The organism is Sphingomonas sp. HMP9, from assembly GCF_013374115.1.
Classification (GTDB): domain Bacteria; phylum Pseudomonadota; class Alphaproteobacteria; order Sphingomonadales; family Sphingomonadaceae; genus Sphingomonas.
Genome location: NZ_AP022673.1, coordinates 2,610,313 through 2,634,290, shown reverse-complemented (window position 1 = coordinate 2,634,290; position 23,978 = coordinate 2,610,313). Strand labels below are relative to the sequence as shown.

Genomic DNA, 23,978 nt, shown 5'->3' with positions numbered 1-23,978 from the left:
ACCATCCGAATGCCCGTCGCTGCCTAAGTTAACCAATTTCGGCCTTGCCGCGCAATGAACGAACCGAGCGCCCGTGTCGAATTTGGCCGAATTCGGGGTGAATGGCGCGATTGCGAGCGCTCGGCCCGAGGCACCGGTTGGGTCCCGCATGGGGAATGCCGGAATTCGCAAGCCCGACCCATTACAGGCGTTGCCCCCCGCACCGACCCTCGCTATAGCCCCGCATCTGCTGCAGCCGGAGACGTGGGTGAGTGGCTGAAACCAGCGGTTTGCTAAACCGCCGTACCGGGTTTACTGGTACCGAGGGTTCGAATCCCTCCGTCTCCGCCAGTCAATCCCTGCAAACGTTGAAAATGCAGGGATTTTTACGGATCGCGGCGTAGTCGCTGACCAATATGCTAACCGAACTGTGGACGGCGTGTAACGGCCCCTGGCACATCGTGATCGAAGAGACGGGCGACGCTAACCGCTTGCCCGCTCTGATAAGTCTTAGGTCGTGAGTTCAATCCTCACCGGCAGCACGTGTATTAAAATGATCTAAGCCCCGTTTCAGGTCCGCCTCCTTCGCGAGGCAGAACAGGGGTAGGGCGCTACATTGACTGCCCATCGTCGGGTGGTCAAAAGGGAACGACAAACCGCGAGGAATTGTCATGCCGTTCGTTCTCCGTCCGGGTCTGAATGTTGGCGCGACCGCTGCTGAGGACGATTCGGCTTTCCTTGAAGAGTGCTTTGTCCAAACGACTGATTTGGAGCAGATCGTTTCGACGTCCAGCCCGCGCTGTATCGCCCTAGGTCGAACTGGCTCCGGCAAAAGCGCAATCCTCCTGCATATCCAGTCCACATGCGACAACGTCGTAAGACTCAACCCAGAATCCCTGTCCCTAAATTACATCAGCAATTCCACTATTTTACAATATTTTGAGAGCCTCAACATTGATCTCGATATTTTCTATCAACTTCTTTGGCGGCATGTGCTTACAATTGAGCTACTTCAGTTAAAGAAGCAGCTATCTGACGATCGTTTGAGCAATCGATTTATTGCGAACTTATTTGAGAAGTTCAATCCTAACGAAAAGAAGAAGCGCGCCTTAAATTATCTATTCAACTTCGGGGACTCTTTCTGGTCTGACACTGAAATGCGTGTCCGTGAGGTTGTTGAGAAAATTGAGAAGAGTTTTGAAGACCAGCTTGGATTTGGCGTAGAGGCCGGAAAAGTAAAATTAAACGCAGATCTCAAAGACAAGAACACGTCCTCGATTCAGCAGACGACCGACGTTGTGAATAAGGCGCAAAAAGTCGTTAGTGGGGTTCAGTTTCAAGAACTAAACACGGTAATGGACTTTTTAGCTGAGGACGTTTTTAAAGATGAGTCGTTCTCATACTATATTACAATTGACGATCTTGATACCGGATGGGTTCACGACAAGCTTCGGTTTAAGCTTGTCCGCGCGCTAATTGAAACATTAAAGAAGTTTCGGCGGATTCATAATCTAAAGGTCGTGGTTAGCTTACGCGCCGACCTTTTGGAAACCGTTCTAAAAGAGACATCTACTCGCGGTTTTCAAACCGAAAAGTATGAGGATATGATGCTTAGGCTGAAGTGGTCCAAGGATAGTCTAAAAGCCGTAGCTGATAAGCGAATCGCGTATCTCTTTAAAGATAAATACACAGGCCGCATACCAAGTTTCGAGGATGTTTTTCCGGCTCGGGTAGGCAATCAAGACTGCTTTGATTACATTCTGGATCGAACACTTTACAGGCCCCGTGACCTCATTGTGTTCATGAACGAATGCCTTAACGAAATAGCGTCATCAAGCCAAATGACACAGAAAACGTAATTACCCACCCCCAAATCTGACGGATTTTTAGGCGCCCAGGGTTGCTGCGATCGTACCGAAGATGTTGGCGCCAGGCGTGAGACGTGCGGTGGCGACGACGGTCCTGACATCGGCTTCGCCTTGGGCGGCCCACATGGCGCGGTATCCGTTGGTGACCTTGCGCTGGATGACAGCGGGGCGAAGGTCGCGCTCGCACGCGTTGTTGGTCGGCTCGACCTGGCCGGGCCAATAGGCAAAGGTCAGGAGCTGCTCTCTGGCGCGAGCAAACTTGTTCTGGAGCTTTCGGGTCAGATCGCACGCCGTCGCCGTACTGAGGATATCGCCGATGGTTCGCTCCAGAGCGCGTCGCCTGGCGGCAATCGTGGATCGTGCGAGATGGCGGATGTCCCTGGCCAGTCTGAACGCCTTACCAAGCCATAGTTTGAGGCGCATCGGCAAGAAGTCCTCACTGTTCTGAAGCGCGTAGGCGACATCGCGCGCAAGATGGGCGAGGCAGGCCTGGTGTGCATCGGCATGACCTTGCTGGGCTGCATAGCGGTCAGAGCACCAGACGTCCGGGCGATGCCCGTCCATCATGGTGCGTACCACGATCGCGCCGCGGGTCGGGGCCGCTGTGTGAACGACGGCACGGTCGCACCGAAAAACCCAGTGGTATGAGTTGCTGCCTTCGATACGCACCCCGGTCTCATCCGAGCTGACGACGCTTGCCTGACGCAAGCTCGACACCGCGTCCTCGCGTCCGTCCACGAAGTGCTCCTGTGCACGGCGGAGCATGTTCATCAGGCCGCCCTGACTGATCGTCAGGGCGAACAGGTCGGCAAACGCTCCCTGAAGTCGTTCGTAGGACAGCGCCTGAAAGGTCTTCAGATAGGTCGCGATCGCATGGATCCGTGCGCCGAACGGCGTTCCTTTCGCAGCGTCCGGTAGAGCCGCTGCCACGCGCATCCCGCACGATGGGCAACGAACCGACAACCGTCTGTGGCGCTCTACAATGGGCGTGATCGGCGGAAGTTCGACCGTGTCGTGCTCGCTGACGGTCTCGGCAGCCAGATCGACCGGTAGTGCCGCACAACAGCCGGTGCAGGTGTCCGGACGATGATCAATTGCGCGATCGAATGCGTCGCCTCGTATCCGGCTATGTCCCTCGTGGCCCGGCTTTGCCCCGCCCGGCCGCGAGGACTCGCGCCGCTCCTTGCGGTCGGTCGAGGGCGGCTTCGACGAGGTCTGCGACGTCTTGGCCGGGCGCTGCAGGCGCAGCACCAGCTCGATCAGTTCTTCGCGGCTCAGGCGCTCAAGATCCGGACGACCCATACACCCTTTGAATCAGCGATCGCGCTCGTCCGCAAGGGGGGTGGGTAATTACCAGAAAACTGTGCGTAACGCAGAAGCAAGCTATTCTAGAAAGAGATTAAGATCGATAGCTGACGAGTGGCGTGAAGCGTATGGCGATTTAGAGCAACCACTCAATGTGTTGCGAGATTTAGATGTTAGGTTCTCTGCGAAAGACGTCTCGGAACGTGTATTAGAGAGCTTGTGCATTAACCTAATGGCTGGTGATATTATAGCCGCTCACGGGCGATTTGTAAGCGAGTGCGATCTCATCACTCGCGGTGGGCATTATAATAACTTGAGAAAGACATTTTTAGAAATACTTTATATAATTGGAGCAATAGGAGTCCGATTTCGCAAGGGCGGCTTGTATGAGTGGAGTTTTCGGAATGAGCCACTCTTAGATTATGGCGCGTTGAATGATGATACAACTTTCGCGATTCATCCGATGCTTCTACGTGCGTTGAACAAGCGTGCGGACCCTACATCTCTGGTTTGAATCACGTAAAGTCTACTATCTAGCGTTTTCAAACTTTCGAGCATTGCCATTGCAGGAAAGCGCTAGAAACTTTTCCGTGCCGTCCTCGTTATACGCGTATGTCAAGCCCCACTGTTGACATCTAGGCACTTCAGGGCGAAATGAGCTATCTCTCGATGCGGCGATGCGTGCCGCTATTTTACCTGCGTAGCCCGAAAGGAAGGCACTTTGGCGATGGCCTACCCGCCTCTAGCGATCGCCAACAGCATTCTGGTCGAAGCTCACGCCCAAGGTAAGCAGCTGACAATCATGCAGCTACTCAAGCTCGTGTATATCTCTCACGGGTGGTCGCTAGGGCTGCTGCATCGCCCGCTGGTCAACGAGTCGCCAGAAGCGTGGCAGCACGGACCCGTCTTTCCTTCGGTTTACCGGGAATTTCGTAGTTTCGGCTCTCGTCCAATCACCGCAATGGCAACGAGCAATTTCGGATTGCCTTATGCGGCGGCGCTGGATGATGCTCACCGTTCCGTTTTGAAGTCCGTCGTCTCGACATACGGTGACATGCATGCGTTTGCGCTGTCCCGTATTACGCACGAATCAGATACGCCTTGGTCGCATATATATGACGACGGGAGGGGCAGCTCTAAGGATATTCCTGACGAGTTGATCGCACGGCACTACCTAGAGCTTGCCTATAAACGGCCATTCGTCCTCAGTCATTGATATTGAGCGTACGTACTCGCCTCTCACATTCGAGCGACGTCCTGCCCCGGTAAAGTCAACGGTTTGACGCCAGCTGTGACGAAGTTCATTGATGTCGCTAACCGTCGTTACGTTACCGGAATGGTGCAACCCTTGGTTCTAGGCGAGCTACGGTCTTAGCCCAGGTGGAAGGCGGATCAATCCTCCGCCTTAAATCGAAGCTATCAGGCTGATTTGGCCGCCTTTGTTGCGCAAGGGCATAGGTGTAGTCGCCAATCCAGTAACCGATTTCGTGAGGTCGTGTCCGTTGCGCTCGGTCCGTCACGCCACGGCGTGCAGCTAGCCATCTACCGAGGGCGCGCTGTTTGGCCGGTTCGGTGATCTCACCGCGAACAGGGCGTTCGCTGATCGGGAACAACTTGCGGCGTTCGCCCCCCTGCGCTTTACGCTTTACCGATGAATGAGCCCAAGCGACATCATTGGTGGCCTAATGTCCAGTCAGGTCAATGGGCCGGAGCAGACGGCATGCTTCATGTCGTGCGTACTGACGGCACGACGTTCCGTGCGCCGCCCTCCAAGGTTGGCGTTGAGGGAGAGCTATATACGAGGCTTGACCCAAGCGGCGCCAAGGATAGGGAAATTGAGCGCTGGTTTTCGCGCGAGATCGAGACGCCTTTCGCAAGTGCGCTCTCTCAGGTGTTGACGCTCGATGGCATTCAGCGACGCAAACTCCCCGGACGCGGCGATCCGATTCAGCGCAAGGAGGTGCAGGAGTTGGGTTTCATCGTAGGCGACTATGATGAGCGCATGCCGCTGGCCACACCGGTTCGCATTGCAATCGCCAATTACCTCGCGGCCTTGGTAGTGCGCAGCCCGTCATATCTTACCAAGCTCACTGACTGGCATCGCGCGAATAATGGCTCGGGCGATCTCCCCGTTGACCCCTCAACGTTTCGCGGTTTTGCGCTCGAGAACATGCTTTACCTCTATGATGTGTATCGTGAAGCGATCGCAGACGGGTATATCATTCTCATGATCGCGGATTGCGATCGCGAGTTCCTGTTCGCGGACGGCGGGGTGGCGGCACGGGAGCCGTGGAGTAAGCGGCCGATGCCGTTCGATCTCTATGCGCCGCTGACCCCCAAGCTTGCGTTTAACGTATTACCACTGCCCGACGCCTATACCGGCGGCCTATGGATATCACGGGTCAATGCACGCGGCGTCGCCCGCTACAACCGCATGATGCTCGCGGGCGCCAAGCGCTTCGTCTTCTCGAAATCACCGCCGCCGATCGACTTCATCGCAAAACATTTTGGGGTACCGGCACCGTCGCCGTTCGGGTCGCGCTGGGTTGATGGCAAGCTGGAGACGAAATACGATCGGAGTCGCGACCGGCCGTTCTAGGTCCGACTGCGCGGGCATTCTTAAACGCCTCATAGTCTCGGAACGGCGAACGAACGTCCACGGCTCGCCGTCCTAGCGCATTCCGCCAAGCGCTTTGATTGCCGCCATTTCATCGGGATGATGTGCCCACTGTTGCGAAATGAAATACGATGTTTCGCCCGCTGCTCGCGCTTCGTTGCCGGTTAAGATGCGCAACGTCGCCGTGATCGCGTCGGTTGGGTTGTCACTGAACATCCGTTCGAACCGGTGAAAGTTGGCCTTGGTGCTGGCGCCCGGTCTTTCGTTGGTGATCCACAATAGAAGGCGGATGCAACCTAGCCCGTCCGTTTCAAGATGATCGTCGCGGAGCGCCGGTCGTCCGTGCGCGGTGGATCGCAAACCGGTGACACGGATCACGCAAGCTGCCAACCGCTTGTTTCGCCGCACGCGCCACGCTTGGACGATGTTTAAGGCGTCATCCAATAGTAGCAGTATGGACGGTTCATCGACGTGGACTAATTTCATGTTTCAATCTCCAAGTGCAACGCGGCGGTAAATTTCACCAGCTTGTGCTTCGGTCGCGCCCGTAGGAATGCCGATGGTCGCGCCGAACAATGCTAGCCGAACGTCGCGGGGAAGCGGCGAAGGTCCATCCCCGTTGATCATTTGGCCATATGCTTCGCCGTCCGGGTAAGAGGCGTAAAACACTGCCATCCGATCCCGCCATTCATCGTATTGACGCCGCTGATCGACGGTCAGCTTGATCAGCTTGGCGGCGAGCGTCCCGCTGAACGTGACGGTGATGGCATCGAGACGGCGACGAAGGCCGGCAATTCGGGTCATCGCTGACGTGCTGGTAGCGCCGTTTCGAGTTCATCGATCCTGCGGCGTAACTCTTCGATTTGGGCAACTTCGGACAGTCGCACCAACGCTTGCGCAGCGGTCGCGGCTTCGGTGGGCGAAATCTCGCCTTCGGCCATCGCATCGGCCCATGCCATCGGATTAGCGGTGTCGAGATCGATCGTCCGTCCGCCACGTGGAAGCGTGAATTCAAGGCAAAGACGGATCGCCTGCATATCGCCAGCGTCGATCCGTTCGCGCAATTTCATCACTGCGAGGCTCGATAGATTTTGGACGGCGGTCAGTGCCACACGGCTAACCGTATTCTTACTGCCGGGGGTTCGACCGGGGTTGCCCGGCCCGAAGCGTCCAAGCTGATCGCGCGCGGCTGACCGCTGATCAACGGGAATTATCGGCGGTGTCTCGCTCATGACCAAATCACCTTGCCCCCACGTGCGACGATCCAAGCGGCAACAGCCGCCGTGTCTGTAGTCGAATAAGGACCACGATGTTCGGAGGCGGGGAAATCGAACCGATCCCGCCAAAACCATATGCATTGCTTGGTCGCGCCAAAGGCGTTCCTAAGCGATCGTGCATCGATCTTTGGCGTGATCGGCAATGTCACCGTTGCGGGTAATTGTGGCCCGGTGATCACGCTGGCACCTTCTCGGTAATCAGCGCGAAAGCGCTAACCATGTCCAATTCACACGTCAGCGCCACGATCGTGGTGATCCCTCGCACCGACTGTTCAACCGCTTCGGTAATTTCGCTGCGTTCGTGGTGGCGCTCCAATCCCTTCGCGGCTGCGCGTTCCGCAGCGTCCATATCGACGCCGGTAGCGATCGGATCATCGACGGTAGGCTTGCGGGCGAAGTCAGCGGCGGTGCCTGCCATGCGGATGAAGTTGAGCGCGGCGTATCGTTCTTCGAGCCGATCCCAAATAGGTGCCGTCACATCGGAAAAACGTGCGCTACCCGCTTCGATAACCGCGCCAAGCTGATCAACATCCCCCTGTTCGATCCAAGCCGCCTTGTCGCCAATGGCTAGCCGGGTAAATTCCGTCCGGTCATGCTGGCGAAGCCCCGCAGTGGTGGCGTCAGCGGGTGGGACAGAGGTCAGACGCGTCCATGCGGCGGCGATGGCACGCGCTTCGGCCTGTCCCGCTGCAATCATGCGCTGCGTCGGTCCTGCGAGGGTTCGCACCGCTACGGTGCGAAGCTGCGTGGAACGTGCCGCGATCGAATAGGTCGTGATGATGCTGGACGCGGTCGAGGCGAAGCTTTCAGCGGCTTCCCTTACAGCGACTGCCTGCAAGCGAACCGGACTGTCCACGTCTTCTAGGACGGTCGCGATGGCGGCAACCGCCTGTTGGTCCCCGGCATCGTTGTTGGCCGTGATGATGGCCGCTCGCGACGTAGTAGCAAATCGAATGTTCATTGTAGCCTCCTAGATTTGACCCTTGGACGCTAAACTAGAACGCTTTTCGCCATTTTCAAGTATTGGTCCGATAAATTCTAATAGTCTTAGCGCATTTGGGTGGAGATAGCTCGAACAACGTGATCTATACTTCGACGATCATCAGTAAACACCCGGTTCTATTGCAAGGATGACCATCGCATCGACCATCGAAACGATCATCGTATCGACCATCGGTAAGCAAATTGGTGAGGAGAAAGGAAACGCTTGCCGGATCATCAGCAATATCAGCACGATCAACGCGGCAACGGCGGACGCTGCATCCGCATCGTGATCATGGACCATGTCGTAATTAGCGATGGGACAGTTTCGTCCAAATCATGGCGATTGGACGATAATTTATAGCATGTGCGCAGCGCCCAAAAGCGCGCACATGCTTAGGGGTTATAGGGGGTGTGTGTGCACCCACTTGCACGGGGGTTTCACGAGGGTTGCACCCCCACTTGCACGGGGGTTTCGGCGTCCAAATTTCAGGGTTGCACCGGGGTTGTGTAGTCCATGATTTATGGCAGGATCATAATTACCGAACGTGAACGCTTATTTTCGACAATCGTCCGCTTCCCAATTTTGCCATTTGCGAACAGCCGCTCCATCGCGTCCTTCATAGCTTTTTTAGTTAGCCCTTCCGATGTCGGCATTTCGGATAAGTTCTTTGGTGCGTAATTGTGGTTCAGGTAGCGGTCCTGACCCGCAAGCTGTTCGATCAAGCTAAGGAATACCCTTTCAGCGTGCGCGTTATTGTCAACGTTCCCCCCGCCCTGACTGGCAATGAAAACGCCGTTTTTCCACGAGACGGGTATTTCTAATCCGGTGCGTCCGTAATTGCTCTTCATCACTTTTAATCGTCGCGCATTGGGATCGCTTTCAATCCCGTAGGTGTCCTTAATGCGTTCAAAGTAGAGACGAGAACGAACGCTATTGTTCCATCCAGTCGATCCGCTCGCGCCGGTCCCGGTGCTGATCCCGGTCAGCGATGGGTGGGCCAACAACAGGACGGCACATTGATGCGTCATCGCTATTCGGCGCAACAAGCTGATAAACTGACGTGCCTGCGCCCGATCATTTTCATTGCCGGGGTAGGTATCTGCTAACGTGTCAATTACGACCAATCGCGGTGCGATGCTGGCAATCTTCGTGTTGATCAACTCAAACAACGGCGATGGTCGTAATGTCCCGTCTTTGCCGACCGAAGCAAGTAGCGCGTCCTTGCTCGCCAAATCCGCGATGGTGATCCCCGCGAAGTCGGTCGTATTTACGTGGTTAAACTCTGCGATGGCGGATAACCGGCGATGGAGTTCCGATCGGTCATCTTCGGCCGAAATATAAACCGTCCGTCCCTTAACTAGCCATTTTCCGGGCAACCACGGTCGTCCAATCGACAGTGCAGCGGCAAGTTGCAGCGCGAGTAACGACTTTCCGGTCCCGCCATCGCCTTGCATCAAAGTGACGGTGTTCATCGGGATCATTTCGTCAACTAGCCATTCGCTTTTTGGCGGTGCGCCACGCAAATCGCCACCGTCAAACCATTCGACGATTGGCGGCGGTGGGGGCACGGCGGCGGGTGTCGCGGCCATTGGCATGCCGGGCGATGATGGGGTTTGCTCTATCCCCATATTGACGACCGGCGCTGCCATAGGACTGCCCTGGGGTATCTGTTGCGTGATTGGCGCTGGTGCCATCATGGGCGGGTGCAATCCCCCCGGTGCGGCACCGGCTGCGGGCAGTGGTGACGAGGTGTGAAGGTTCGGTGCCGGTTGCATCATGGGACGCGCTGGCGATCCGCTATCATCATCGCCGGTGAAGGGATTGACCGACATGGACGGGATCACCGTTGACGCTGGCATAGCGACTGGATTGCCGACCGGTGCGGGCGGCGGTATATTGTTCGTTGTCATTTGATCATCCCCGCCCGGCGCGCTCTACCAAAGCGTTGCCGGGCTATTTTTTGGGTGTGACGGAGTAATGCTCCGCCAATCTCCCTGAAATCATGTGAGAATTTGTGGTGAGTGACGTAAATCTCTCACCAATTCACCCGTCATGATCAGTTACGAAGCGAAGCCGCTGCGCGCTGGCGGTCCAAATATGTCTCGATATCGCGCCGCAGATAGCCGACGCGTCGCGCGGACAATCGGACCTTTTGCGGGAATTCGGGATCGGCCTTGGCGTAGCGCCGCATCGTCGGTTCGGAGAGGGAGAGTTCCTTACACGCCTGTTCGACAGTCAAAACGGTGATGTTGGTCATCGGATAGCCTCATGATTTCGATGGGGTGTGCAGGCATCCACCCGCGTGCGCCGGTCCAAGCGGCTTGGGCTATCCGGCCCTTTCCCCGGTCTTACCGGTATGGGTCATCCGACCCGACCACCGCCCGTCATTCAACGGGCTAGCTATCGCCAGAGATATGCGTCAGCAGTCACAACTAGTCAACACGATACAAAAGAAAAGGCCCGCCGAAGCGGGCCGATTTTATAGTGCTATGAATTTAGTCCATGATTTTCCATATTGTGCATGGTCCATCGTTAGGTAATCGGACCATTGCTGCATTAGGTCTTTGCGTCGTTCAAAGGCGTCGCCGCGTCGATATGCGCGTTCAACCTTGTTGTCGATCGCATGTGCTAGCGCTTGTTCTGCAATAGCGTCCGGGTGCAGCGTCGTTTCGGTAATCCAATCGCGAAATGCTGATCGAAAGCCGTGAACGGTAAGCCCTTCGTCCTTTCTCATGCCGCGTAGCATTTCTAGCATTGCCATGTTCGACAACGGACGCTCGCGCTTCGCTCCGGGGAAAACAAACGGATTACCTTCGACCCGCAGTGTGTTCTTCAAGATCGTCAATGCGGTGGTCGATAACGGTACGCGATGTTCCTTCCCCATTTTCATGCGATCGGCGGGGATGGTCCAAGTGGCATTGTCCAAATCGAATTCGCACCATGTGGCATTAAGTGTTTCGTTCGATCGCGTCGCGCAAAGTATGGTCAGCGCCAGCGCCTTTGCGGAATAATCCACCTTCGCCATGATGTCCGCCATGAACGCGGGCACGGCTTTCCAGTCCATCGCCTTGAAATTGGACTTGGTCTGTTTGCCGTTCAAACCGGCATAGCGAAGGCTCGCGCAATCGGCGGGATTGTGATGGTTGCGCCAAAGCGCCTGCCGCTGCGCGTTGCTGTTATCGGCAATGGCTTTGGCCTTGGTTGCGTTGATGACGATTTCGACGCGTGAACGGACGCGGGTCGCCGTCTCGCGTGCGCCTGTCCATAGCGTCGCCTTCGTCCCGTTCCGCTCATACGGCTGTTGAAGGACGCGTTTCACATCATCCATCGTCACTTCGTGCGCTAGCTTATCGCCAATGATCGGATACGCGTAGGTGGTCAGCGTGTTTTCCCATTGCTGGCAATGCTTAGGGTTTTTCCATCCCGCCTTGTTTTCCGCGATGTAGGTCAACGCCGCTTCCTTGAACGTGTCGCCGGTCGGATTGGTAGTTTCAACGTCTGCCGCGCGGTCAGCGGCTTCGCGTTCGGCTAGGGGATCGTTGCCCGCCTTGATCGCTTTACGGTGTTCCGCCGCGTCGGCTTCCAACCCGGCAAGGGCCGCTTCGTCAATCGGTTCATAGTCCGCCAGTTTCATCAATCGCCGCTTGCCGTCCTGCGTCGAATAGCGAAGCGCCCACGTAGCCGATCCGCTGATGGAGATGATCAGGTTCAGACCGTTGCGTCCCGCCCACATACCGGGGCGTTGGGACTTCACTAGCGTTCGAATGGTGCGGGTGGTGAGGGGCATAACGGGCGTCCAATCATTGGTTAGTGCAACGTCTGACACTGACCAATTCGGCTCGCCAAGCACTTTCAACCCTGACTAACCGTGACTACCTATGACGGGGCAATAGTACGGATAATCAATCAGTTAGGTACGCTTCTGACGGCCAATGACGGCTAGTGTCGATTCGTAACTAAGGACTCCGTCTCCGCCAGTGGCTGTTGCTTTCATTCTGAGAATAATGGGCGCTTGGCCACTGCGTTGGCCGCCGTCGGATCGAACCGTGTTGCCGTTATCTGGCGGGCAGGCCTTGCAGATATGTGGTCGACATCGAGCATTATATTCTGTGTTCGCCAACTCACCCTGATGATTTCGGCGCCGACCGCGTAGATTGTACAAGGGCATTCACGTTGACCTTGAGAAGTCCTGCGCGTGTACGGTGACTTTTAAAGATCAAACGGGTTGGTGTTTGGATTGGCCCTAGCTGGCCCCAGCGGTAGAAAGTCCGTGTCAGTCCGTGTCAGTCCGTGCCATTATGGCAATGATGATCATGAAGACCGTGCTGTGAGCGTTCTCCCAAGCCGACGACGGTGGATCTGAATTACGGCTGGTAAGAAGCGTATTGCGGCGTCACGGTGCTCAGGACTGGTTTCGGCGATCATAGTGCTTGTAAGTGCATCGCGCGTATCCTGCGTGATCTCGAAATTGTCATCGAACAGGGTGCTACCATGCTCGACGACGCAGTAGCGCAGCCATACCGCCAGCATTCTGAAGAACCGGGATAGATCGATACCCCGCAGATGCGATATCGTCGGCTAGAGATGGACCGAATATCCACCGATGATGGTTTGTGACTGTTCCCGATTCCTGATCGCCGATGGCAAGATCTGCCTTTTTACTCGCGAGAATGAGTCTTTGCATCGCAACGAAATACGCCAGGGTCATTCCCTCTATGAGAGAAACCTGTACTATGAACCGTCGGGCCAGCGTAGGCGTTGATAGAAAAGATCTGTGATAATGAAGACAATCGGGTTTATGAATTCGAGGATCGGATCAGTCGACCATGACATTCACCAGCATTAGAAACATTGTGTGACCGTGCTGAATACTTGATCTTCGGCGTCGAAAAACATATAGACCTGCGCAATATCATGTAGAAGGTCCGCTAGATCGAGCTGGCCGATGAAGATCGACGGTCGGTCTCCAGTGAACATCCATGCAGGCTCCTGAAGCCACTTCGGCGATGACTTTAGGTAGCGGAAGTCTTCCGATATATTGCTCTTGATCGCCGTAATTCTGGCCGCGCGCCTACCCGTTTCCGAGACCGTTGCGAGCAACATAGTGACGTACGTCTCGGGGAGGGAAAGCCAGGCTGGCGTGGCATCGAAGACTAATTCGTATCGGCTTGACGATGCCATGTCTAGCTGATGCTCGACTGATAAACCGTTTAGAAGCTTAGAAAGAGCGTCCTTGATGTTGACGTCGGCTGCGGCGGCGGCCGGGTTTTGATTCAGTATGTATAGTAAAAGGTCGCCATCATTGGTATATGGTGGAATGTCGGTAACCTGTTCCAGATACGCCTGAAGATCTCTATCGTTCGTTGGCGTGTCATAGAACGAGTCCAGCGCCGTCTTACCGGCGAGATACCTCTTGATATGATCAATTGGCGGCATGCTATTCAACTCAAAATTCAATTGGCTAACTCGTCTATGCCGAGAAGCATTCGATAGAGATCAGCATAGGGACATTGGCCGCATACATCCGTGTACTCGGCCAGCGTGTCTCTCTGATGGCACGTAATCGTAATCCCACTCCAGGGCCGAACCGGTGTGGTATTTGGTGGCACTGCAAGCGCCGATGAGAACGGCCCTCCGTCTTTGGCGCCTCTCCACACAGGTGCCGGCGCGTAAGCGATCAAGGCGCCGACCATCGCTAGTGCACTGACCCGATCGGGTGATTCACATTCGGTTGGCAGTGTGCGAGTCTGACGGCATGTCCCAGACCGTATGTGTGATCGTGAATTCCAAAGACCTTGATCGGTTGGAGGCGGTCGTCGCCGACCGGAACCGGGCGCTCAAGCACGTTCAGCGTGCCAGAATCGTCCTGGTCTCGTCTGAGCGTCTGACCGTGCAGGAGGTGGCGCGGCGGACCGGTGCCAGTCGACCGGCCGTCTGGCGCTGGCAGGCCCGCTATGCCGCGCAAGGCGTGGAGGGGTTGCTCCGCGACAAGACGCGGCCGCCCGGCAGAGCGCCGCTCACCACGGCAGTCGTGGCCAAGATCCTGGCGCTGACCTGCGCCGAGCCGCCAGGAGAGGTTACTCACTGGACCGGCCGGGCGATGGCCAAGGCCATGGGCGTATCCCTGAGCACGATCCAGCGCATCTGGGCTGCCAACCGGCTTCAGCCGCACCGCATCAGGACATTCAAGCGATCGAGGGACCCCGCTTTTGCCGCCAAGGTGGAAGACGTTGTCGGCCTCTACATGCACCCGCCGGCTCACGCCCTGGTGCTGTCGATCGACGAGAAGTCCCAGATCCAGGCGCTGGACCGCACTCAGCCGGGGCTGCCGCTCAAGCCCGGCAAATGCGGCACCATGACCCATGACTATAAGCGGCATGGGACCACGACCCTGTTCGCCGCCCTCAACATCCTCGATGGTGCGGTGATCGGTCGCTGCATGCAGCAGCACCGCCATCAGGAATTCATTCGCTTCCTCAACGCCATCGAACGCGAAGTCCCCGTCGGGAAGGACGTCCACGCGATCATGGACAATTACGGCACTCACAAACATCCCAAGGTCAGAGCCTGGCTCGATCGCCATCCGCGGTGGACCTTCCACTTCACGCCAACCTCGGCCTCGTGGCTCAATGCCGTCGAAGGCTTCTTCTCGATCCTTACCCGGCAGCGACTGCGGCGCGGCGCCTTCAGCGGCATCGTCGACCTTCAGGCTGCCATCAAACGCTACCTCAAGGAACACAACGACGACCCCAAACCCTTCGTTTGGACCAAGCCCGCCGCAGAAATCTTCGACAAGCTCGCCAGGCTACCTGCACCATCTGACTGAGTCAGTGCACTAGTGCAGCGCCAAAACGGGTCTCTGTTGTTCGATGCACCCGTTTGGCTCGGTTCAGCTCCCTGCCCACCGCATCTGAATACATATTTTCGAAGGCGGTACATGCGCCGGTGATGCTGAACCCTTCGCACGATGACCCTGAAGGGGGTGGCGACGTCGACATCTAGCCGAACTGATTGCACGTCGAGTGTTAACTAGGACGACGCGCACCTCACGAAGTAACCAAGTCCTGAAAGTGTCATAAACTATAACCGCAGCAAATCACGACATTGGAGTATTCTGTCGTTCGATGTTAGACCATGATGTACTGATCTATGTAAATAACCTACCTTTGACGGTTAGAGTTTCTTACAAGTTGTAGATTCCTAACAGTATTCATTGCCTAATGATTCGACACCGACGCCAAAGATAAAGATAAGCGAACAATCAGTAAGACGTTATCGATCAATATGATCTGTACCTGGAGAAAATTATTATCTTGTAATGAACTATGTTCGCGGCATTATGATTTCATCTGGGAGGGCGGTGTGAGCATCGTTGACTGGGACGTTCTGCAAATTCTATCTCGGGGCCTGCGGAGCATTCCAGGCCTTATCGTGTTCGCAATACTGAGTATTTCGCCCGCGTTTTGCGAACCGCTCGACTCTGCCAAGTCGATCGAACTGAGTTTGCACGGACGCGTCGGCGAGCAGTGTGCGATTGGTCAGATCGGCACCATGGCGTTTGGCGACATTACCCGCCCGGGACTGACGGCGGCCACGCATGTGCAGTTTCTCTGCAACGTGCCGTTCGATATGAAAATTCAAGCGGCACATGGCGGCCTGGCCAATCTGCAATATCCGCAGGGACAAGGCCCCTTTGCCGGGACTTTGCCCTTTACGATGACTGTTGCGATCCCTGTCCGCAAACCGTCGCCATCACTAATCGGTCGGAACTTCTCTAGCCGAGATCTGCTCGGTGGTGCCACGCTGTCCAGTCGTGATGGCATTGCCATGGAAGGATTTGCATTGTCCATAACACTGGGTCTGCCCTCTCGCGAAGCCGGACTTCTTGCTGGGCAATATTCGGAGATACTGACCATTACGGTATCTCCGAGTTAGGGCAGATATACCGCCCGTGTATCGACGTATTCAGCCATATTCGTGATCAGCTAGTCATGGATATATCACTGATCAGTATCGACGGCGTTGAATTCTAGACTGTTTAAACAATACCGGGCGTGGAAACTCGTCGAGTCCAGTCCCGACGCTTTGGAGGTAAACTGTGAATATCATCTTGAAAGCTGCGTCCGCGGCAATCGCCATCATGGGCGTATCGGGCACTGCCATGGCCGACAAGACCGCGCAGACAACATACTCGAATGGACTGCCAACCAACGTCCTGGGCTTCAACGTCGCTGCTTTTGGCTTCGAGGCCCTCGATCTGGGTAGCCGCTACCGGCAGAGCAGCAGCACGACGGCCAACACAGAAACTGCATCGACCACGGTCGCGAACAGCTTCACGTTGACGGGCGTCGTGACCAAGGACTGCTCGTTCTACGGTGGCGGACAGACCGGTCACACGATCAACCTCGGCGTGATCGGCGTGCGCACCGGCAACAACGACAATGTCTCGATCGCCTTCAACCAGCGTGATGCGGTCACTGCCAACGTCAACAGCGCAACCGCGGGCTGCAACACCGACAACATCGTCACGATCGCCAAGGCCAACGGCTCCGACGGCCTGAAGAACTTCACGCCGGGCTCGTACGACAGCAACCAGTTCACCGATCGCATTCCGTATGCGGTCAATGCATCATGGACCGGTGTCGCGGCAGGCTCGACCGCTGCGGGTACGACGCAAAACCTCGCCGTGGCCTTCAACCAGGGCACCAACGCGTTGACGGGTGGGGCATGGCGCTCGGCCTTCAACATGGACGTCAATGCGCCTTCGCAGTCGAAGGGGCTTGTCGCCGGAACCTATTCCGACACCATCACCGTCACGCTCGCCGTGATCTGATCGCGACGCGGTTCAGATCGTCGAAGAGGGGCAGGCCGTCGAAGAGGGCCAGACCGTCGGGGAGGGCCAGACCGTCGGGGAGGGGGGGACTCACATCCTCCCCTCTTCTGGCCTCTCACGGTAGCGAACGACCAATCACTTAACGTCCCGGGGGGGATAGTTCGATGTTGCGTGAAGTGCCGTCTTTGGCGCGCACCCTGTTGCGTTGCGCGTGCATGCTGCGGTCCGCGTTCATAGTGTCGGGCGCAGGCCTCGGCCTGGCAGGCGCGGCCTATGCGATGCGGGTCTCGCCGATGGTCGTCGAGATGACCACCACCGGATCCGGCGCCGTCGCGCGGGTCGAGGTGCAGAACCTCAACCAGGTGAACCTGCCGTTCGAAACGCGGATCACGCGGATCGACTATGACGATGCGGGCGCCATGACCGAGACGCCGGCCGACGGCGATTTCCTCGTCTTCCCGCCGCAAGGTCTGCTCCCGTCCGGCGCGCGTCAGGTGGTGCGCCTGCAATGGGCCGGCATGGCCGACATGCCAGCGAGCCGCGGCTATTATCTATCCATCAACCAATTGCCGATCGCGCTCGCACCGGAGCAGGCTTCGACCGGCGGGCAGGTCCAAGTCGTCTATCATATGAAGGCGCTCGTCACCGTCGCACCGCCAAAGGCCACCCCCAAGGTGGAATTCGTCTCCGCCAAGCCGGTCGAGATCGAGGCAAAGCCTGCGCCCGGCATCGAAGGCGCGCCCCCGCCCGCCTCGACGACACCGCCCGCCTCGACGACACTGCCCGCCTCGGCCACACCGGCCGGCACGGTGCCGGGGATCGAGCTCGTCGTCCGCAACACCGGCAATCGCTATGCGATGATGGCCGGTGCAACCTGGACGATCGACGGGAAGGATGGTGCCGGCAAGCCGCTTCGCGTGGTGAAGTCGGTCGAGGATCTGAACCACGACATCGGCGTCGGCTATCTGGCGGCGCTCGGCGGCGTGCGCACCTTCCGGGTTCCCACCGGCACCGCCTTCGCGCCCGGATCGATCAAGGTCAGATTCGGCAAATGACCGTGATCCGCGCGCCGTTGCTGTTGGCAGCTTCGGCGATCGCGATCGTGGTTGTTGATTTTCACTGAGAGTTGACCCGGAGTTTTCATCGAGAAGTGACCCGCGTCGAAGGGTTCATGTCATGCCCGCGGGGTTGCGGGTCAAGGTGAGGCTTTGTCCTTTTTCGGTTTGTCGGCCTCGGACCGGACGCGGAACCGGAAGCTGTCGTTGCCGGTCTCGACGATGTGGCAATGGTGGGTAAGGCGGTCGAGGAGCGCGGTTGTCATCTTGGCGTCGCCGAAGACGCCGGCCCATTCGCTGAAGCTGAGGTTCGTGGTGATGATGACGCTGGTCTGCTCGTAGAGTTTGCTGAGCAGGTGGAACAGCATGGCGCCGCCCGAGGAACTGAACGGCAGGTAGCCCAGCTCGTCGAGGACGACGAGATCGAGGCGAAGCAGGCGCTCGGCGAGCTGCCCGGCCTTGTTCATGGCTTTCTCCTGCTCGAGCGCGTTGACCAGGTCGACGGTGGCAAAAAACCGGACCTTCCGGCGCCGGTGCTCGATGGCCTGCACAGCGAGCGCGGTAGCGATGTGCGTCTTGCCGGTGCCGGGGCCACCAATCAGGACGACGTTATCGGCGCCGTCGATGAAATCGCCCTGATGGAGTTGGCGAACCATGGTCTCGTCGACTTCGGCGGAGGTAAAATCGAAGCCGGTCAGATCCTTGTACGCCGGCAGCTTTGCAGCCTTGATCTGGTAGGCGATGGATCTGACTTCGCGCTCCGCCATCTCGGCCTTGAGCAGCTGAGACAGGATGGGAACGGCCGCATCGAAGGCAGGCGCGCCTTGTTCGATGAGGTCGCCTACGGCCTGGGCCATGCCGTACATGCGAAGATCGCGCAGCATGACAACGACCGCGGCGCTGGCGGGATCATGACGCATGGCGCACCTCCTTCATAAGCGTGTCGTAGCGGCCGACATCGGCTTGGGGTTCACGTCGCAGGACGAGCGCCTGTGGGGCATCGATGGGCGTGACGCTGGCGGTCTTGCCGTCGACCAGCCGATGCAGGATGTTGAGAATGTGGGTTTTAGTGGCGACGCCGGCCTCGAGCGCTAGTTCGACCGCGCACAGCACCGCTTGTTCGTCGTGCTGGAGCACCAGTGCCAGGATATCGACCATCTCCCGGTCGCCGCCCGCGTGCTTGAGCAATCGCTCGCGCAATTTCCGAAAGGCGTCGGGCAATTCGGTAAAGGGCGCACCATTTCGCATGGCACCCGGCTTGCGCTGAACCACCGCCAGATAATGGCGCCAGTCGTAGATAGTCCGTCCTGGCGAGCTGTGCGCCCGGTCGATCACCCGGGCGTGCTCGCACACCCTGCGCCCTTCCGCGACCACGACGATGCGCTCAGGGTAGATCCGCAGGCTCACCGGCCGGTTCGCGAAGGAAGCCGGGACGCTGTAACGGTTGCGGTCGAAATGCACGAGGCAGGTCGGCGATACCCGCTTGGTATGTTCGACGAAGCCATCAAACGGGCGCCCCGGTTTCATCAGGTCCGCCACTTCTTGCGCCCATACCTCGGCAACGGTGCCGGGAAGGTTGCCGTGCGGAATCTGTGCCCACTGTGCGATACACTGCTCTTCCAGCCATGCGTTGAGCGCAGCAATGTCGGAAAGTTCGGGCAGTCGCTGCCACAGCCGGCGACGCGCATCCTGGACGTTCTTCTCAACCTGACCTTTCTCCCAGCCCGATGCCGGATTGCAGAATTCGGGTTCGAACAAATAGTGGCTCGCCATCGCCGCGAACCGCGCGTTGACCTGCCGCGCCTTGCCCGTGCCGATACGGTCGACCGCGGTCTTCATGTTGTCGTAGATCCCGCGCCGCGGCACTCCGCCCAGCACCCGAAAGGCATGCTGGTGCGCATCGAACAGCATCTCGTGGGTCTGGAGCGGATACGCTCGCACGATGAACGCCCGGCTGTGCGACAGCTTGGTGTGCGCTGCCTGCAGCTTCACCCGTTCGCCGCCCAGGATGGCCCAGTCCTCGCTCCAGTCGAATTGAAAGGCTTCGCCGGGCATGAACACCAGCGGCACGAACGTGCCCCGGCCCGTCGTCTGCTCCTGGACCTGACGGTCGGCCTTCCACGCCCGGATGAAGGCCGCTACCCGACTGTAGGACCCGTCATAGCCCAGCACGACCAGGTCGGTATGGATCTGCTTGCCCGTACGCCGTTGCTTGCGCGATTTGCCAGCTTCCGTCTTCAACCATCCCGATAGCCGGTCGGCGAACGGATCCAACTTGCTCGGCCGGTCGACCACTTCGAACTTCGGCTCCACCGCGTCCGACCGCAGGTATTTGCGGATCGTGTTACGCGACAGCCCCGTACGTCGGGTTATCTCCCTGATCGACATCCCGTCCCGGAATGCCCAGCGCCGGATCACGCTCAGTAACGCCATGTCTATCACTCCTTGATCCCCCGACAGCCTGCCGGGGTGAGGTTGAGACACGGGTCACTTCTCGGTGGAAATTTATGCCTTCTCCGGGTCAGCTCTCAGTGGAAATCAACATCGTGGTGCCAATTCGCGCCCAGGTCTACGCGCAGGCCCGCATGGCCTTGCCGCGCAGCCTTCCTGCGGCCGTGAGCGCGGCACCGCTCGCAGCCGCACCATCGTCACAACCGCCGTCGAGCATGCGCACGCCCCTGCCGGGATCGCAGCCGCTGCCCATCGTGCCGCTCGGGAAATACGGTCGGCCCGATATCAATCCGTATGACCGCGATATCGCGCTGACGGTGCCGTTGACCTATCGCGATCGTACGCTCGGCGAAGTGCCGGTGCTGCTGACGCACGACGATCGGTTCGTCGTCGATACCCAACCGTTCCTGAAGCTGCTCCGCCCCCTTCTGAACGACGTGGCGCAGTCCAAACTGGCGGCGATCCTTGCCGGGACGAAGACCTTCACATCGGCGGATCTGGCGACGTCGGGCGTCTCGCTCGATTACGATCCTGGGTCGCTGTCGGTGGTCGTGCTCCGGATCGCTCCGGACGAGCGCACGATCGAGCCATTGTTCACGACCCCGACGCGCGACGACGAAAAGCCCGATCTCCAGCCGGCCTTCGTATCCGGCTATCTCAATGCCAATCTGGCCGTGAACAAATTGTGGGGACTGCAGGACAGGCTGTCGCGACCGTCGTTCTACGTCAACGGTGCCATCCGCGTCGGCCCGGTGGTGGTCGAAGGCGATCTGCAATATGCCGAGGAACTGGGGCTCACCGGCGGCACCTACCGCTTCGATCGCAACACCCTACGCCTTGTCTACGATCAGCCCGAGCAGTTCCGCCGCTGGTATCTGGGCGACCTCTCCCCCGAAATCCGCGGTCAGCAGGGGTATGTGCAGATGGGCGGCATCGGCGTATCGCGGCAGCGCCAGCGCTTCGATCAGTTTCGCGCGGCACTGCTGCAAGGCAATCGCCAACTGATCCTGCAGCGGCCGTCTACGGTCGATGTCTATCGCAACGGCTCGCTCCTGAAACAATTCCGGCTGGATGCCGGGTCGTATGACGTGTCGGCGCTGCCGCTCGTCACCGGCGGCAACGACGTTCAGGTCGAGGTCCGCGACGATTCCGGTGGCGTGCAGAGCCTCAATTACGCGTCGTATCTCGATCCGATCGACCTGCAGCCCGGCGATTTCGAATATGCGGGATATCTCGGCAAGACGAGCCGCCGGTTCGGACGGACGCCGATCTATGACGGCGACCTCGCGTTCACGGGTTTCTACCGCAAGGCGTTTCTCGATCGCCCCGCGATCGGCGTCGGCGTGCAGGCCAGCAAGCAGGTCCAGGTCGTCACCGGCCAGACCCAGTTCGTGCTGGCGAACAGCGGGCGCATCCAGTTCGACCTTGGCGCCAGCCGGGCGCGGCGCCATGGCGGCGGCTATTCGAGCGGCGTGACCTATGACCAGATCTTCGATCGGGCCGGCCTGATCGACTCGTTCACGGTCCGTGCCGACTATCTGTCCCGACGCTTCGCGGGGCTGGGCTACATCGATCCCGACAATTCCAGTTCCTGGTCGTTCAACGCGCAATATGCGCGGGCGATCACGTTCGATTGGACCGCGCTGATCGGCGCAAGCTACATCCGCAGTCGCGGTACGTTCGGGGACACGTCCCGAGTCAACGCGTCGGTATCCTACCGGCTGTCGCGCGGATGGAGCGTTCGCGGCGGGGCCGATTATACGAGATACGGTACCGGCTCCAGCCGCCGCAACGGCTTGGGCTTCAGCGCCTCGATCATCGTCCAACCTTCGTACCGCGACCGCGCCGAGGCACGCCACGACAGCAGTATCGGCACCAGCAGCGTGTCTTACGTCCACGCCTCCAGCAATCGCATCGGCGCACTCGGCTATGGCGGACTGGTCAGCCGCGATGCCGGCGACGCCAACGTGCAGGCCTTTGCGGACTATACGGGCAACCGCTTCGACGCATCGGTCAGCCATTCCGCCTTCGGTACCGGTTTCGGCCGGATCGGCGATCAGCAGATCACGTCGCTGCGTGTCGGCACCGCGATCGCCTTCGCCGACGGCCAGTTCGGGGTCGGGCGCCGCATCAACGACAGCTTCGCGATCCTCTATCCACATCCGACGCTGAAAGGGCATAGCGTCGTTGCGGGCCAGTCGATCGCCGGGAACGACTACCTCTCGAAGAGTGGTTTCCTCGGCGGTGCGGTCAACGGCTATCTCTCCTCCTATGTCACGCAGTCGGTGCAGTACGACGTCGACAACCCGCCACCAGGGTATGACGTCGGCCTAGGCGTCGTGCGGGTGAAGCCTTTCTATCGGAGCGGCTACAAGCTGGAAGTCGGGTCCGACGCCTTTGTCAGCGCAGTCGGCAACCTGCTGCTCGCGACCGGCAAACCGGTGTCGCTGATCGGGGGGCGCGTGATCGACCTCGATCGCAAGGATGCGCCCCTGGTGTTCTTCACGAACTCGGTCGGGCGTTTCGCGATCCAGAATCTGCGTCCGGCGAACCGCTACCGTGTCGAGCTATACGGCACCGCGGCGACGTTCGACTTCGTCATTCCCAAGGACACGCATGGCCTGGTCGACCTTCAGACCGTAAAATTGTCCCCGGCCAATTGAGGTTCCTATGACCAAATTCGCTTCTGCGGTCTTGGCCGTTATGCTCGGCCTGGCCACAGCCAATGCCGACGCGCAAACACCCTCCGCCCTCGCCGGCACCGGGTGCAGCCTCAGGATCGACAGCACCGGCGCGAACTGGATCATCCTGGGCTATGATCCCTTCAGCGGCAACGCGTCGACCGCGACGTTCGATGTCCTCTTCTTCAACGACGGCGACCGCGAATGCCGGTTCCGCCCCGTTTTCATGACCGACGGAACGCCGTTCGGGCTTCAGGCCGGGACGGGTCGACGCGTCGGCTATACGCTGTTGGATACATGGGGGCAGTATGACGCCACGCCGCTGGGCGGACGGACGATCGTTCGGATCACCAATCGCCCGGTGGTGATATCGGCGGGTGCGCAGCAATTGGTGCGCTACGTGTTGAACGTAGCCGCCGCCGAGTTGCCGGGTGACGGACTTTATTCGCAACGGCTCATCATGGAGGCCGACCAGGTCGACGGCACGCCGATCGCCTCACGACAGGTGGTCGTCGGCATCCAGGTGTTGCCGGCGGCGATGATGGGTCTCGCCGGCGCATTCCGCCGCAACGGGAGCGAGGCCGACGTCGATCTCGGCGACCTGCAACCCGGCATAGTCCCCGTTCCGCTCGCGCTTCAGGTCAGGAGTACGCGCGGGTACCGACTGGGCGTCCAGTCGCTCAACGGCGGCAAATTGCGACTGGCCGGGACCGATTGGACCATCGCCTATGACCTGCAGATCGACGGCAGAACCGTGGCGCTGAGCGGCAACGCGACGCTGTCGTTCGGGCAGGGCGGCGGTTTGCGAGCGGATGCCCTGCCGATGGTGTTCCGCATCGGCGAGGTCTCGGCGCAACGCGCGGGCGTGTACGCAGACACGCTGACGGTCTCGGTCGCCGTGGAATAAGAGGCGGTTTCGGCGATACT

The 23,978-nt window shown here is 58.6% G+C and carries 21 protein-coding genes and 1 tRNA gene; 10 read left to right on the top strand and 12 right to left on the bottom strand.

What is annotated here, in order from left to right; genetic code table 11:
- Positions 1 to 237 precede the first annotated feature (237 nt).
- Positions 238 to 330: transfer RNA gene (locus HMP09_RS11725), tRNA-Ser, on the top strand.
- Between the two features lie 320 nt (positions 331 to 650).
- A complete protein-coding gene (locus HMP09_RS11720; protein ID WP_176500514.1) occupies positions 651 to 1,838 on the top strand; it encodes a P-loop ATPase, Sll1717 family in 1,188 nt (395 codons plus the stop codon).
- Positions 1,839 to 1,865: 27 nt separating this feature from the next.
- Here HMP09_RS11720 and tnpC read toward each other — a convergent pair whose 3' ends face one another.
- The gene (tnpC, locus tag HMP09_RS11715; RefSeq protein WP_176499152.1) at positions 1,866 to 3,149 is read right to left on the bottom strand and encodes an IS66 family transposase; all 1,284 of its coding nucleotides are present in this window, start codon (positions 3,147 to 3,149) and stop codon (positions 1,866 to 1,868) included.
- A gap of 730 nt (positions 3,150 to 3,879) precedes the next feature.
- Between tnpC and HMP09_RS11710 the strand changes: the two genes are divergently transcribed.
- Together HMP09_RS11710 and HMP09_RS11705 are read left to right on the top strand one after the other, a co-directional pair.
- The gene (locus HMP09_RS11710) at positions 3,880 to 4,368 is read left to right on the top strand and encodes a Panacea domain-containing protein (protein WP_232090875.1); all 489 of its coding nucleotides are present in this window, start codon (positions 3,880 to 3,882) and stop codon (positions 4,366 to 4,368) included.
- 504 nt (positions 4,369 to 4,872) lie between these two features.
- Positions 4,873 to 5,751 carry a DUF4238 domain-containing protein gene (locus HMP09_RS11705; RefSeq protein WP_232090202.1) on the top strand — a complete coding sequence of 293 codons (879 nt, stop codon included), beginning with the start codon at positions 4,873 to 4,875 and terminating at the stop codon, positions 5,749 to 5,751.
- 72 nt (positions 5,752 to 5,823) lie between these two features.
- On the opposite strand, the gene HMP09_RS11700 is transcribed toward HMP09_RS11705, so the two are convergent.
- The 9 genes from HMP09_RS11700 to HMP09_RS11660 all read right to left on the bottom strand — a co-directional run bounded on the left by HMP09_RS11700 (position 5,824) and on the right by HMP09_RS11660 (position 13,467).
- Complete coding sequence (locus HMP09_RS11700) at positions 5,824 to 6,255, bottom strand: hypothetical protein (protein ID WP_176500511.1); 432 nt, start codon at positions 6,253 to 6,255, stop codon at positions 5,824 to 5,826.
- A gap of 3 nt (positions 6,256 to 6,258) precedes the next feature.
- Positions 6,259 to 6,573, bottom strand: a complete 315-nt coding sequence (locus HMP09_RS11695) for a hypothetical protein (RefSeq protein ID WP_176500510.1) — start codon at positions 6,571 to 6,573, stop codon at positions 6,259 to 6,261.
- On the bottom strand, positions 6,570 to 7,001 hold the full coding sequence (locus HMP09_RS11690; protein ID WP_176500509.1) for a hypothetical protein: 432 nt from the start codon (positions 6,999 to 7,001) through the stop codon (positions 6,570 to 6,572). The genes HMP09_RS11695 and HMP09_RS11690 overlap by 4 nt, the downstream gene beginning before the upstream one ends.
- Positions 7,002 to 7,221: 220 nt before the next feature.
- Positions 7,222 to 8,007 carry a hypothetical protein gene (locus HMP09_RS11685; protein WP_176500508.1) on the bottom strand — a complete coding sequence of 262 codons (786 nt, stop codon included), beginning with the start codon at positions 8,005 to 8,007 and terminating at the stop codon, positions 7,222 to 7,224.
- Positions 8,008 to 8,148: 141 nt separating this feature from the next.
- Complete coding sequence (locus HMP09_RS11680; RefSeq protein WP_176500507.1) at positions 8,149 to 8,331, bottom strand: hypothetical protein; 183 nt, start codon at positions 8,329 to 8,331, stop codon at positions 8,149 to 8,151.
- Between the two features lie 218 nt (positions 8,332 to 8,549).
- Positions 8,550 to 9,941 (bottom strand): AAA family ATPase, encoded by a 1,392-nt coding sequence (locus tag HMP09_RS11675; protein ID WP_197942430.1) that lies wholly within the window; start codon positions 9,939 to 9,941, stop codon positions 8,550 to 8,552.
- Between the two features lie 146 nt (positions 9,942 to 10,087).
- The gene (locus HMP09_RS11670; protein ID WP_176500506.1) at positions 10,088 to 10,288 is read right to left on the bottom strand and encodes a helix-turn-helix transcriptional regulator; all 201 of its coding nucleotides are present in this window, start codon (positions 10,286 to 10,288) and stop codon (positions 10,088 to 10,090) included.
- 222 nt (positions 10,289 to 10,510) lie between these two features.
- On the bottom strand, positions 10,511 to 11,818 hold the full coding sequence (locus HMP09_RS11665; protein WP_176500505.1) for a tyrosine-type recombinase/integrase: 1,308 nt from the start codon (positions 11,816 to 11,818) through the stop codon (positions 10,511 to 10,513).
- 1,055 nt (positions 11,819 to 12,873) lie between these two features.
- On the bottom strand, positions 12,874 to 13,467 hold the full coding sequence (locus tag HMP09_RS11660; protein ID WP_232090201.1) for a hypothetical protein: 594 nt from the start codon (positions 13,465 to 13,467) through the stop codon (positions 12,874 to 12,876).
- A 319-nt stretch (positions 13,468 to 13,786) separates the two neighbouring features.
- Between HMP09_RS11660 and HMP09_RS11655 the strand changes: the two genes are divergently transcribed.
- The 4 genes from HMP09_RS11655 to HMP09_RS11640 all read left to right on the top strand — a co-directional run bounded on the left by HMP09_RS11655 (position 13,787) and on the right by HMP09_RS11640 (position 17,919).
- Positions 13,787 to 14,857, top strand: a complete 1,071-nt coding sequence (locus tag HMP09_RS11655; RefSeq protein WP_176500503.1) for an IS630 family transposase — start codon at positions 13,787 to 13,789, stop codon at positions 14,855 to 14,857.
- A gap of 536 nt (positions 14,858 to 15,393) precedes the next feature.
- Positions 15,394 to 15,966, top strand: coding sequence for a hypothetical protein (locus tag HMP09_RS11650; protein WP_176500502.1), 573 nt, complete (start codon positions 15,394 to 15,396; stop codon positions 15,964 to 15,966).
- Positions 15,967 to 16,129: 163 nt separating this feature from the next.
- Positions 16,130 to 16,864, top strand: coding sequence for a hypothetical protein (locus HMP09_RS11645; protein ID WP_176500501.1), 735 nt, complete (start codon positions 16,130 to 16,132; stop codon positions 16,862 to 16,864).
- Positions 16,865 to 17,028: 164 nt separating this feature from the next.
- Entirely contained in the window at positions 17,029 to 17,919 is an 891-nt protein-coding gene (locus tag HMP09_RS11640) for a molecular chaperone (RefSeq protein WP_176500500.1), read from the top strand.
- 140 nt (positions 17,920 to 18,059) lie between these two features.
- Here HMP09_RS11640 and istB read toward each other — a convergent pair whose 3' ends face one another.
- Both istB and istA read right to left on the bottom strand, forming a co-directional pair.
- Positions 18,060 to 18,839 (bottom strand): IS21-like element helper ATPase IstB, encoded by a 780-nt coding sequence (istB, locus tag HMP09_RS11635; RefSeq protein ID WP_176499042.1) that lies wholly within the window; start codon positions 18,837 to 18,839, stop codon positions 18,060 to 18,062.
- On the bottom strand, positions 18,829 to 20,352 hold the full coding sequence (gene istA, locus HMP09_RS11630) for an IS21 family transposase (RefSeq protein ID WP_176499629.1): 1,524 nt from the start codon (positions 20,350 to 20,352) through the stop codon (positions 18,829 to 18,831). Before istA ends, istB begins: the two co-directional genes overlap by 11 nt.
- Before the next feature lie 113 nt (positions 20,353 to 20,465).
- On the opposite strand from istA, the gene HMP09_RS11625 reads away from it, so the two are divergent.
- Both HMP09_RS11625 and HMP09_RS11620 read left to right on the top strand, forming a co-directional pair.
- Positions 20,466 to 23,033 (top strand): hypothetical protein, encoded by a 2,568-nt coding sequence (locus tag HMP09_RS11625; RefSeq protein ID WP_232090200.1) that lies wholly within the window; start codon positions 20,466 to 20,468, stop codon positions 23,031 to 23,033.
- A gap of 7 nt (positions 23,034 to 23,040) precedes the next feature.
- Entirely contained in the window at positions 23,041 to 23,958 is a 918-nt protein-coding gene (locus HMP09_RS11620; RefSeq protein ID WP_176500499.1) for a hypothetical protein, read from the top strand.
- Positions 23,959 to 23,978 lie beyond the last annotated feature (20 nt).

What these genes read in the sequence shown, in the direction of transcription:
- istB (WP_176499042.1), bottom strand. Translation starts at nt 18,839, where the DNA reads ATGCGTCATGATCCCGCCAGCGCCGCGGTCGTTGTCATGCTGCGCGAT.
- HMP09_RS11705 (WP_232090202.1), top strand. Translation starts at nt 4,873, where the DNA reads ATGCTTCATGTCGTGCGTACTGACGGCACGACGTTCCGTGCGCCGCCC.
- HMP09_RS11620 (WP_176500499.1), top strand. Translation starts at nt 23,041, where the DNA reads ATGACCAAATTCGCTTCTGCGGTCTTGGCCGTTATGCTCGGCCTGGCC.
- HMP09_RS11670 (WP_176500506.1), bottom strand. Translation starts at nt 10,288, where the DNA reads ATGACCAACATCACCGTTTTGACTGTCGAACAGGCGTGTAAGGAACTC.
- HMP09_RS11660 (WP_232090201.1), bottom strand. Translation starts at nt 13,467, where the DNA reads ATGCCGCCAATTGATCATATCAAGAGGTATCTCGCCGGTAAGACGGCG.
- HMP09_RS11710 (WP_232090875.1), top strand. Translation starts at nt 3,880, where the DNA reads ATGGCCTACCCGCCTCTAGCGATCGCCAACAGCATTCTGGTCGAAGCT.
- HMP09_RS11695 (WP_176500510.1), bottom strand. Translation starts at nt 6,573, where the DNA reads ATGACCCGAATTGCCGGCCTTCGTCGCCGTCTCGATGCCATCACCGTC.
- HMP09_RS11675 (WP_197942430.1), bottom strand. Translation starts at nt 9,941, where the DNA reads ATGACAACGAACAATATACCGCCGCCCGCACCGGTCGGCAATCCAGTC.
- HMP09_RS11655 (WP_176500503.1), top strand. Translation starts at nt 13,787, where the DNA reads ATGTCCCAGACCGTATGTGTGATCGTGAATTCCAAAGACCTTGATCGG.
- istA (WP_176499629.1), bottom strand. Translation starts at nt 20,352, where the DNA reads ATGGCGTTACTGAGCGTGATCCGGCGCTGGGCATTCCGGGACGGGATG.
- HMP09_RS11680 (WP_176500507.1), bottom strand. Translation starts at nt 8,331, where the DNA reads ATGGTCCATGATCACGATGCGGATGCAGCGTCCGCCGTTGCCGCGTTG.
- HMP09_RS11640 (WP_176500500.1), top strand. Translation starts at nt 17,029, where the DNA reads ATGTTGCGTGAAGTGCCGTCTTTGGCGCGCACCCTGTTGCGTTGCGCG.
- tnpC (WP_176499152.1), bottom strand. Translation starts at nt 3,149, where the DNA reads ATGGGTCGTCCGGATCTTGAGCGCCTGAGCCGCGAAGAACTGATCGAG.
- HMP09_RS11665 (WP_176500505.1), bottom strand. Translation starts at nt 11,818, where the DNA reads ATGCCCCTCACCACCCGCACCATTCGAACGCTAGTGAAGTCCCAACGC.
- HMP09_RS11685 (WP_176500508.1), bottom strand. Translation starts at nt 8,007, where the DNA reads ATGAACATTCGATTTGCTACTACGTCGCGAGCGGCCATCATCACGGCC.
- HMP09_RS11690 (WP_176500509.1), bottom strand. Translation starts at nt 7,001, where the DNA reads ATGAGCGAGACACCGCCGATAATTCCCGTTGATCAGCGGTCAGCCGCG.
- HMP09_RS11700 (WP_176500511.1), bottom strand. Translation starts at nt 6,255, where the DNA reads ATGAAATTAGTCCACGTCGATGAACCGTCCATACTGCTACTATTGGAT.
- HMP09_RS11720 (WP_176500514.1), top strand. Translation starts at nt 651, where the DNA reads ATGCCGTTCGTTCTCCGTCCGGGTCTGAATGTTGGCGCGACCGCTGCT.